The organism is Coxiella endosymbiont of Ornithodoros maritimus, from assembly GCF_907164965.1.
In the GTDB taxonomy this organism is placed as follows: Bacteria; Pseudomonadota; Gammaproteobacteria; order Coxiellales; family Coxiellaceae; genus Coxiella.
Map to the genome: position 1 here is coordinate 1 of NZ_CAJRAM010000032.1, position 10,172 is coordinate 10,172.

The window sequence follows — 10,172 nt, forward strand, 5'->3', positions numbered from 1 at the left end:
TTGCTTCAATTAAAACAAACCTTTCCATTAATTCCGCCTGCTCAGAAGATAAATTCATCGCTTTCCTTCGTGTACGGAGCCAGCCTGTGCTGGGATGAATGGGCTTTAAGTTTATTTTAACGCCATGGCCAATTGTTTAGATGTAGAATGTATCGTCGATCGAGATGCCCCAAAAAAAGTAGTTTATACTTGTCAAATTGTTACTTCTAGTAGCTACATCACTTACGGTGGTTATTGCAATAAACAAACATGTAGAACTAAAATATGGTCTGGTCCGGCTAAAAAGGATTTTTGCAAGGCAGCGCGTTTTTAATGCAAGCATTAAGCTTAAAAAAAATCGCCTTATCGAATGTGTAAAAACTATTAGGAAGAAAAATTAATTATGCCTATTAATTTTAGGCAGTAGTGCTATTGTGAATAGATAAATTTTTTTCGATCCTACTAAAACTTCCTGAATACTATTAATTATAAAGGATAGAAAACCAATGAATCCATAATTCAAATAATTCATTAAAAGCCCTTATTTTAAATTGTACGCTCAAATATTACCCTATAGTTTCTAATACGGAAGCATTAATTAATAAAGTCTGTAGTGTGTTGAAAACCTTGGATGTTAATTGGGAAATTATTGGGGTAGTTGATTATAAAATTAAGTTCGGCGTTTCCTCCGGTGAAGGGAAGGCTGATGAATAGCCAATGCTTTTTAAGAAAATCAAATTTTGCGATATATTAATTATCGGGGCGCCCATTTGGTTTGGAGAACGCTCCTCAGTTGCGTAGATGGTGATCGAACGGCTCGACGGCACTTATAAAGAAGCTGATTCTTAGACAGGGCAATTTTCTTTGTATAGGAAAGTGAGTGATGTTATTGTCACTGGTAATGAAGACGGAGCTCATAACGCGGCGGGAATCACTTTATTTAATTTATCGCATTTAAGCTGTACCATTCCCCCGAATTCCGATTATTATTGGGTCAGCGACGCAAGCTCCCGGGTCCAGCTAGATCGAAGCCCATGGCGGCAAACATATTTATACAAATAAAGGTGCGCGCTACATGGCGCATAATTTAGCTTGTATGGCGCGCCTTTTTAAGGAAGTACAACTCAAACACTTAATGAAAGAAGCTGAACACGAAAGCTCAGATAAATGCTCCCAAAGACATGGTGAATCCAAGTAGGCCGTATTCCCATTCGCCGCATACGGGCTATTTACTTATTTTTGAAGTCTAGCACTCGATTTCTTAACCAGTATGTCGGAAAATAGTCGATATACTGGAGTTTATTATGAAGATAGAAGCCCTGCGAAAATCGGCTGGTAAAGAAGAAATTGACTATCCATTCATTTTATCTAGGTTAAAAGAATATGCTCGTCCTCGGGATAAAATTTCTGGTTAGTTAAAATCAGGAGAATTAATCCGCATAAAAAAGGCCTATATGTATTTGGTAAGTCCGTTGCACTACAGCCTTACTCAAAAGAGGTGCTTGCCAATACCGTCTATGGACCGTCCGCTATTTCGTTAACCTACGCTTTAAGCTATTATGCTTTGATACCCGAACGGGTCAATATCGTAACCAGTGTTGTTAATAATTGTATCAAATCCTTTTCAACCAGCATCGTTGAATTTAAATATTACTATTTACGCCAAAAAAATACGCTGTGGGCATTGTATTAAATTTCGTGAGTAGACGACAGTTATTCCTAATCGGCTATCTAGAAAAGACATTGTGCGATCAAATTCATATCTTTGATAAAAATTATCCATTTAAGCAGTACTAAAGATATGGAAAAATACTTGCTGGATAATTTTAGAATGGGCGCACCTTTACTCTTTAAATTTAAATTAAAAAACTTAAAAGAGATAATTAATGTTTATACAATCCTCGCCTCGATCTGTTATACGACATAATTAAAGCCAGAAAATAGTTATACACAATTCTGTAAAACAAATGCTGAAAAAAATATGGATGTCACTCGCGAAAAGACTACATCAATGCGATTAAAGAAATTTTTCAAGAAATTTCCCTTCTCGGTTTGTGGTGAGTAAAATTTTTTGAGAAGGCTGTATTCTACCGGGATTCTGCTTTAAGAGTTTTATATAGTTTGCACCATTTTTCTGAGAATTCAGACCTTTCTCTACTTCAGCGCGATATAAATTTTGATTTGAAGCCATACAATAAGGCTATCATCAAGGAACTAGATGGGTTTGGTTTTAAAGCAACAATGGAGGCCAAAATAAAATCGTCTAAGTCTAGTATTGAATCCGCGTTTATTAAGGCTGAATCGAAAAAACAATTAATAACTATAGAGGTACTAAATAATATTATTAGAAGTATTCATCATATGCAAACCATCAAAATTAAAAAGGCTGCAGTATTGAATGTCCAGAGGAACTATCAACTATGTCTTCAGGAAAACTTTTTTGACAAGCGGTTGTTAATGAACATCCCCTATAAATTGTGTGTGCTATCAACGCCTATTGTGGCTTATTAAGCTGAAAGAGTCGGGTTTAAAGCCATTTATTTGTCCGGCGTTGGAGTTTTGCTAATACATTGGGATTGCTAAATCTTGGCATTACTGAGTTACATGACGTATTAGAAGACGCTCGCCGCATAACCGCTGCTACACATCTTTCCTTATTGGTTCACATCGATACGGGTTTTGGTAGTGCGTTTACTATTGCGCGCACGATTAAAGAAATGGAGCGAGCGCAAGTAGCGGCGGTCCATATGGAGGATCAAGTCGTACAAAAGCGTTGTGGTCATCGCCCAGGCGAAAAGCTTGTGAATACAAATGAAATGCTGGACCGGATTAAAGCAGAAGTTGATGTTGAGTTGAACGACTTTGTCCTAATAGCTAGAACCGATGCTTGTGCCGCGGAAGGATTAAAAGCAGCGATTGATCGAGGGTGTACTTACGTCGAAGCGGGCGCTGACATGATTTTTGCGGAAGCGTTAGAAAACATTAATGATTATTCCATTTTTTGTAAAGCAGTAAAGGTTTCTGTTTTAGCTAACATGACTGATTTGGTAAAACACCGCTTTATACGGCTGTGCAGTTGGCTAATCACGGTGTTAAAATGGTGCTTTATCCGCGTTCGGCTAACCGAGTGATGAGTAAAGCGACTTTAGCTGTGTATGAAGACATAAAAAAACACGGCGTGCAAAAAACGAGTTTAACTTTCATGCAAACCAGCAAAGAATTGTATGAAGCCCTAAATTATCATGCCTGTGAAGATAAATTAAATCAATTAGTTAAGAGGAAACAAGATGACTAAAACAGCAAAAGGTTTAAGAGGACAATCCGCGGGCGAAACGTCGATAGCCAAAGTTGGAAAAGAAGGGCATGGGTTAACTTATCGTGGTTATCGCATAGAAGATTTAGCCGCCAACGCAATTTTTGAAGAGGTTGCCTACTTTTGTTGAAAAATAAGCTGTCAACAAAATCAGAACTCGACACGTACACTAAAAAATTAGTCAACTTGCGTTCACTTCCTCCTGCACTTAAAGACACGCTAGAACGAACACCAGCAAATTCACATCCAATGGATGTGATGCGGAGGGGTTGTTCTATGGCTGGTAATTTGGAACCTGCAAATGGATTTGAAAATGAGCAAAACGTTGCGGATAGATTAGTAGCAATTTTTCGCACTATTCGATGTTATTGGTATCATTATTTTCACCGCGGAAAGTGAATCAATACTGAGCTGAATGATTTAACGCTAGCCAGTTATTTTTTGCATTTGCTGCTTGGCAAAAAGGCAGAGCAGGTGGCTATTGATTGTATGAACGCCTTGTTAATTCTGCACGCTGGACATGAATTTAACGCATCAACCTTTGGTGCTCGCGTTTGTAGCACAACGCTTTCGGATATTTATTCAGCCTTCACCGCAGCCATTGCCAGTTTACGCGGTCCTTTGCATGGCGGATCGAATGAAGCGGCCATAGATTTAATTATGCTTTATAAAATTCCGGATGAAGCTATTGCCTGGATTAAACGACAATTAGCGAATAAATAATTAATCATGGGTTTTGGATACGCGGTTTATCGGGATCGATATCCGCGGAATTCAATTATAAAATTTTGAGCCTAGAAATTAGCCCCAATGCATGGGATGGTTATTTATTTGATATTTCTGATGTCATTGAAAAGACAATGCATGATGAGAAAAAACTCTTCCCGAATTTGGATTTTTATAGCGCCACAGCGTATCATTTTCTAAATATTCTGACTAAATTATTGTTTATGCCTATTTTTGTTATGTCTCGGGTGACGGGTTGGTATGCGCATTTCTTTGAACAACGCAAAAATAACCGTATTATTCGGCGCAATGCCGATTATATCGGGCCTAAAGAATAAAGATGGGTGCCCATCGAAAAAAGAAGATAATTATGAGTAAAAAACCAACGGCAATTCCGCCAGGCTATCGCAGCATTACGCCTTATTTGTTTGTCAATGAAGCAACGAAGGCGACTAAATTTTACAGAAAAGCGTTTGATTCTGAGGAGGAAATACGCATGGAAATGCCGGGCGGTAAGATCGGTAATGCGGAATTGAGAATTGGCGACTCTAGAATTATGTTAGCGGATGAATTCCCTGAAATGGGAGCGCGAAGTTCGCGCATTTACGGGAGGTCGCCAGTGACTATCCATTTGTATGTCGAAGACGTGGATAAAACAGCAGAGCGAGCCGTCAACGCAGGTGGGAAATTAAAAGGCAAAGTGGAAAATCAATTTTATGACAACCGCACCGGAACATTAGAAGACCTTTTTGCTCATACATGGAATATTTACACTCATATTGAAGATTTATCAGACGAAGAAATTCGAAAGCGCACTGCTGAATCATTTAGCAAAAAATAATCTCTACACTCTCTCGCAGCGAGAGAGGGATCTTTCAAAAACGTGACTTCCGTCTATTCTTCCTCCTTGAAAAAAATTACACAATTTAAATTCTAGTATTATACTTAACTAAAACACTAACTCAGAAGATCAAAATGAACTAAAAAGTTAAACGTTTATATCGTTGCCGCACCAATCGCAAAATCGCTGCCGTTTGCGGCGGATTAGCTGAATACTTTAATGTAGATGCGACCATTATGCGATTGCTCTTCATCCTAATGATCTTGTTCTCGGTAGGATTTGGCATGATCGCCTATATCTTAATGTGGATTATCATGCTAGAAGCCCCGGAAGAAAATGGAAGAACAATTGATCACAATGGGGATAAGGGTCTACAAGAGTAAGGGAAGATGATGCGTTGGGACGAGAAAAAACCCATTTATCACCAACTCAGAGACAAAATTGTGGAAGCGATTATTGATGGGAGTTATGTGGAAGGTGAAATGATTCCGTCGATCCGAAAAATCAGCACGGAATATCAAATCAATCCGCTGACTGTTTCTAAAGTTTATCAAAGTTTGCTGGATGACAATTTCATTGAGAAACGCCGCGGATTGGGTATGATTGTTAAAGCTGGCGCACGTCACCGTCTATTAACTCAAGAAAAAAATATTTTTTAAAAAAACAATAGCTGCAAATTAAAAATAAACTCAAACGCTTAGGTGTAGATCTTAAGGAGCTATTGGAGTGAACGTCATCGATGCAAAACATCTTAAATAAGAAGTATGGCAAATTTGCTGCACTTAAAAAATTAACTTTATAATAAAGCGCGGCTAAATTGTGGGATTAATCGGGCCCGATGGATCGGGAAAGACCACTTTATTAAAATCCATTTTAGGATTAACAAATTATTCGGGTGAGTTGAATGTTTTAGGGTTAAATCCGCGGAGAGATCGAGTAAAGCTTATGTACCACTTCTGCTTTATTGCCGATGTCGGAATTTTACCGAGATGGATCAAGGTCGAGAATCTTATCGAATTTGTAGAAGGTGTGCATCCGAATTTTAATGGAGAGAAGGCTTTAGGATTTTTAAATAAAACGAATATCAAAATGCATCAGAAGGTGAAATAACTTTCTAAGGGTATGATCGTATAATTGCGTTTAGCACTGGTCATGACGATCGACGTTGAAAGTTTGCTGCTTGACGAACTCACCCTCGGGCTAGATATTTTATATCGAAAAAATTTTTTCCATATCATTCTTAATGATTATTGCAATGAGAGGCTATTATTGCGACGCATCAAGTGGAAGAAATCGAAAATATTTTAACGAATCTAATTATGGTTAATCGAGGTGATCTCGTTCTTGAATCCTCGATGGAAGAAGTTGCTGAACGGTTCACGGAAGTAAGAGCGATGCCGGATCAGGCCTGATTTTTACAGCCGTTAAAACTCATCTTTGAGAGTAAAGAGATTCGGCGAATTCCATTTATTTTTGAGAACATTGATAAAAACGAATTAGAAAAATATGGCGAAATCACCGCGCCATCTATTAGTGAGATTTTTGTCGATAAAATCAAGGAGAATTTATAATGTCTGCTCTTTTAAGTTTAATTAATAGAGAATTTTTGGAACAACATGGTAATTTTTTAACGTGCCTTTGATTTTAGCAGAAATTTTTGTATTAGTTGTTATAGCATTTTTTATTTCGTCATTCGAGCAAATGGTAGATATTGGTAGCCTTCAATCCGAATTGGCCAACCAAAGGGTAGCTGACCTAATTCCGGGAGCCTTTACGGCTATTGCTTCACCCTTTGTATTAGTACTATGGCTTATGGTATTTTATTATTTTTTAGCGAACTTGTACGACGATCGTAAAGATAGCAGCGTTTTATTTTGGCAATCGATACTGACTAGTCAGACTCAAACAATTGTTTCAAAATTAATCGCAGGTCTGGTTTTAGCGCCTTTTTCTTATCATCCCCCGTATTGCCTTGGACGGCACTTTGGAGCGTTCCAGTCATATTGTCGGCTTGGTTGCATATTTTTGCAAGCGCTCTGACTATTGCCGTTATTTGCTTCGTGCTTATTATGCAGTAACTTTGCTAAAAAGGCGCCGGCGTTGCGAGCAATGGTGCTAGTCATTGTGCTTATTATTTTAGAGATATTGTTTTTCTCGCAACACTACTTCACCGATTTTGTGATCAGCCGGTTTCAATATGCCGCAGAGGCTTGGAGGATGTTGAGCTTTTATTGTAGGCAACTGATTTCTCACCAGAACCACCTCACTCTTGTTAATCAGATAAAAATGCCTTTCTGGTTAGACAATATAAAGCTTGTAACAATGAGAATAGGAATTTTCATCAGCTTAACCTCCTACATTCTAAGCCTGCCGGTTTCGCAGTCGTTGTTATGATTTTTGAAAGATAAAATTTAACTGATCGATTACTGCAGAGAAGCAATAATAGTTTGACAAAACTGTGGTAAATCGTCTAGCTGTTGAGAAGTAATTAAATTTTTATCTTTCGCGACCAGTTGATCTAAATAAATTCCGCCAGCGTTAATCAAGTTGTCTTTTACTGTGTGATAGCAAGTTCCCCTTTTCTCATTGATAATATTATCGGATATTAAAACCCAAGCGGCATGACAAATAACAGCGACGGTTTTCTGTCGTTCAAATACCGAGTGCACTAAATTGGTCATAGTAATGGAATCGGGAGTAGCTTCGGCAGTTGCAGGATAGCTTAATCTACTTTTGTAAACTTGATTTTTTTAGGCCCTACATTAATCACTTCCATGCCTTCCTTTTTCATTCTAAGTAAGAGATACCAAAGTTCTAATTCTTGATATTCATTTTCAGCATAAATAATGATTTTTTTATTTTTAATCCTCATTTTTCATATCCATTCTCTCGTTCTTTTTTAGTTTATCTAAAACCACGAGCATAACAAGTTATGGGTCAAATGCGTTAATTTTCGGAAGAAAACAAGTGCAATGGCAAGCGAAATAAATAAAGAGAGGCGATTTTTATTGGGTCGAACGCCGCCGACGGGAAGTAGCAGATAAACAACAGCCGCGAATAAGATGAAATAAAATATAATCATAATTACTTTTTCTGCACACCCCTCGAATGACAAATATTTAACCAAACGCAACTAAAATGCAAAATTTGAAAGAAATCTTTGGCTTGCGGCCGAGATTTTTAACCATCGATTTATTAAAGCTTTAGTTAACCCAGCTCCAACATGCAGTAATCACGATTGAAAACCATTTGCAACTAGTCATGCAGGTAGAGTAGCATTAAAAGACAAGATAAAGTTAGGAATTGAGGAAATAGCCTTTGATTAATGTTCTTTTGATTGAAGATCATGTATTGATTCGTCGTGGCATGCGTTTAATGCTAGAGCAAGTTAAAGGGATTCGCATCGTAGGTGAAGCGAGTACCGGGGAAGAAGGACTGGCGCTACGCCGTGAGAAAGAACCGGATGTCGTCATGCTTGATTTTCAATTACCGGACACTAACGGTCTTGAATTGGCCCGTAAACTCTTGCGCCGCGATCCCGAAATTAAGATTTTCGTGGTGATGGCGATGGAATGGAAGCTATTACCCATGCGTTTATTAGAGGTTGGGGTTCGCGGTTTTATCAGCAAAAGCAGCGATTCTAGGGAGTTAGAACGAGCGATTCGAGCTGTGCACAGCGGCCAGCGTTATATCAGCTCGGCCATCGCGAGCCGTCTAGCCTTAAGCAAAACGACAGCGACTAAATCACCCTTTGATCAATTGAGTCACCGTCAGATGGAAGTTTTATTATTACTGGCAAAGGGAATGAAAGCCGAAGAAATTGCCAAGCAATTGCACATTACCACTAAGACCTTTAATTCTCATCGTTATCGCATGTTTGACAAACTGGGCGTTAAAAACGATGTGGAACTGATTAAACTAGCGGTGCAATATGGAGTTGATTGATATCGATAAAACTGACTTTGCTTAAATAAAAATAGCCTCAGATTAACCGATTTTCATCAATCAAGAATTTGACATCAAAAATAGTGATATTCTATGAGTAGACGTGAGACTCCCACTAGCACAATACGCTCAACACTGACAGGAACTCGAACGCCGAGAAGAAGGTTGAGCCGAAAAGGACATCCTGTAAGAGGGAGCGCATTAATAGCAAAGAATTCGATACTTAGTGTATTCGATTCATCGTTTGAAATGCTCGTAATATGCTATAGAAGAAAATAGCTTAGACATAATACAAAACTATCTTCGCAGAGATTCTTTTCATCAGACGACGAAGTGGGGTCTCAACGTACCGCCAAAGATGGATTTCCAGGGTGACACGCTCTTAATAAAAGTGGCCAGGAAAGGAAAGTTTCTTATTGCCAAAGCTATTATTTGGAGGCTGGCGCTTACAAAGAGATAGTCAATAAGTCAGGAGAAACTGCTTTAATTTGTCCGTTGCGCCATTTTCGAGTAGAGACGCTCGATTTATTAATTTAGTACCCATGCTGATGTAAAAGTTAAATATAAGAGACAGAACCTTTTAGAACCGGTTCTCGATAAATATTCCGAAAAGACTAAAATTTTACTTTGCAGATTGTCAACTCCCTAACGGCTGCAGGTGCAGAACTTTGGCATTCTGATGGAAGTCAAATCATCGCTAGCGATAAGGAACTTGATGAAATAATTAGGAATGCTAGCAACCTTCAAATCATAAAAAAAGGAGAAAAGAGAGCCAGAACGAACGAGTTCGAACAAAAAAATCGAATTAAATAACCTTACAGCGTGTGCAACGCAACCTCGAATACATCAGTAGACGCCTTTTTGAAGAAAACATATTAACAAATCCTGATTTTCCTCAACTTTTCTTGGAGATTTCTAGTTTGGTTGAAATTATTCCCGATTCTCAAAAAGAAGAATTCGCTGAAGCTCCTATTTCTCTGATAGATGCCTTAAAAAACTTTACTATGATCCTGGAAAAACGCGATGTTTTAGGAGAAGTGAAAAAAGAAAACACAACGCTGTCTAGAACCAACTTCTTATCTTATCTATCTAGTTCTCGGTGAGAAGATGAGGGCGCCAATGGAAAACCGCTTGGATTTTTTCGAGGAATTACCGATGATAATTTAGGCACTCCATTTTAAGACTGCCAATAGTTAGGTTATTGAAGTAACATGAAATCGTGCGTAAATCGTAATTGCTCACCCGTCCTTTCCGCGCAGGCGCCTAGAGCTCAACTTAAGGGGGCGAGGTAAAGAGGGAATATCAAGTAGTTGAAAAAATGTCTGTCGTTTCCGTGCGTAGGCTGCCTACCGACAGACAAAGAATCGA

Annotated in this window: 5 protein-coding genes and 8 pseudogenes; 10 read left to right on the forward strand and 3 right to left on the reverse strand. The window is 38.5% G+C overall.

Annotation, left to right across the window (positions count from 1 at the left end; genetic code table 11):
• Positions 1-1,477 precede the first annotated feature (1,477 nt).
• From OWO34_RS03700 to OWO34_RS03735, 8 genes and pseudogenes are all read left to right on the forward strand, one after another.
• Positions 1,478-1,672 (forward strand): hypothetical protein, encoded by a 195-nt coding sequence (locus tag OWO34_RS03700; RefSeq protein WP_267256594.1) that lies wholly within the window; start codon positions 1,478-1,480, stop codon positions 1,670-1,672.
• Positions 1,673-2,453: 781 nt separating this feature from the next.
• A pseudogene (gene prpB, locus OWO34_RS03705) lies at positions 2,454-3,274 on the forward strand (methylisocitrate lyase).
• A pseudogene (locus OWO34_RS03710) lies at positions 3,267-4,356 on the forward strand (citrate/2-methylcitrate synthase). The pseudogenes prpB and OWO34_RS03710 overlap by 8 nt, the downstream one beginning before the upstream one ends.
• A 32-nt stretch (positions 4,357-4,388) precedes the next feature.
• A complete protein-coding gene (locus OWO34_RS03715) occupies positions 4,389-4,859 on the forward strand; it encodes a VOC family protein (RefSeq protein ID WP_267256595.1) in 471 nt (156 codons plus the stop codon).
• A 143-nt stretch (positions 4,860-5,002) separates the two neighbouring features.
• A pseudogene (locus tag OWO34_RS03720) lies at positions 5,003-5,242 on the forward strand (PspC domain-containing protein); the annotation flags it as partial.
• A gap of 6 nt (positions 5,243-5,248) precedes the next feature.
• Positions 5,249-5,529 (forward strand): annotated as a pseudogene (locus OWO34_RS03725) (GntR family transcriptional regulator).
• A gap of 56 nt (positions 5,530-5,585) precedes the next feature.
• Positions 5,586-6,430, forward strand: a pseudogene (locus OWO34_RS03730) (ATP-binding cassette domain-containing protein).
• Positions 6,427-7,260, forward strand: a pseudogene (locus tag OWO34_RS03735) (ABC transporter permease). The pseudogenes OWO34_RS03730 and OWO34_RS03735 overlap by 4 nt, the downstream one beginning before the upstream one ends.
• Before the next feature lie 22 nt (positions 7,261-7,282).
• On the opposite strand, the gene OWO34_RS03740 reads toward OWO34_RS03735, so the two are convergent.
• The 3 genes from OWO34_RS03740 to OWO34_RS03750 are packed head-to-tail and all read right to left on the reverse strand — an operon-like array spanning position 7,283 to position 7,941.
• Positions 7,283-7,540, reverse strand: a complete 258-nt coding sequence (locus tag OWO34_RS03740) for a DJ-1/PfpI family protein (protein WP_267256596.1) — start codon at positions 7,538-7,540, stop codon at positions 7,283-7,285.
• 41 nt (positions 7,541-7,581) lie between these two features.
• Positions 7,582-7,731 carry a type 1 glutamine amidotransferase family protein gene (locus OWO34_RS03745; protein WP_267256597.1) on the reverse strand — a complete coding sequence of 50 codons (150 nt, stop codon included), beginning with the start codon at positions 7,729-7,731 and terminating at the stop codon, positions 7,582-7,584.
• Positions 7,732-7,767: 36 nt separating this feature from the next.
• The gene (locus tag OWO34_RS03750; RefSeq protein ID WP_267256598.1) at positions 7,768-7,941 is read right to left on the reverse strand and encodes a hypothetical protein; all 174 of its coding nucleotides are present in this window, start codon (positions 7,939-7,941) and stop codon (positions 7,768-7,770) included.
• Between the two features lie 236 nt (positions 7,942-8,177).
• Here OWO34_RS03750 and OWO34_RS03755 point away from each other — a divergent pair.
• A pseudogene (locus OWO34_RS03755) lies at positions 8,178-8,829 on the forward strand (response regulator).
• A 68-nt stretch (positions 8,830-8,897) separates the two neighbouring features.
• Positions 8,898-9,907: pseudogene (locus OWO34_RS03760) on the forward strand (ankyrin repeat domain-containing protein).
• The last annotated feature ends 265 nt before the right edge of the window (positions 9,908-10,172 follow it).

Bases quoted from the DNA above. Each gene is read 5' to 3' on its own strand.
- OWO34_RS03740 (WP_267256596.1), bottom strand. From the start codon at position 7,540: ATGACCAATTTAGTGCACTCGGTATTTGAACGACAGAAAACCGTCGCT.
- OWO34_RS03715 (WP_267256595.1), top strand. From the start codon at position 4,389: ATGAGTAAAAAACCAACGGCAATTCCGCCAGGCTATCGCAGCATTACG.
- OWO34_RS03745 (WP_267256597.1), bottom strand. From the start codon at position 7,731: ATGAGGATTAAAAATAAAAAAATCATTATTTATGCTGAAAATGAATAT.
- OWO34_RS03750 (WP_267256598.1), bottom strand. From the start codon at position 7,941: ATGATTATATTTTATTTCATCTTATTCGCGGCTGTTGTTTATCTGCTA.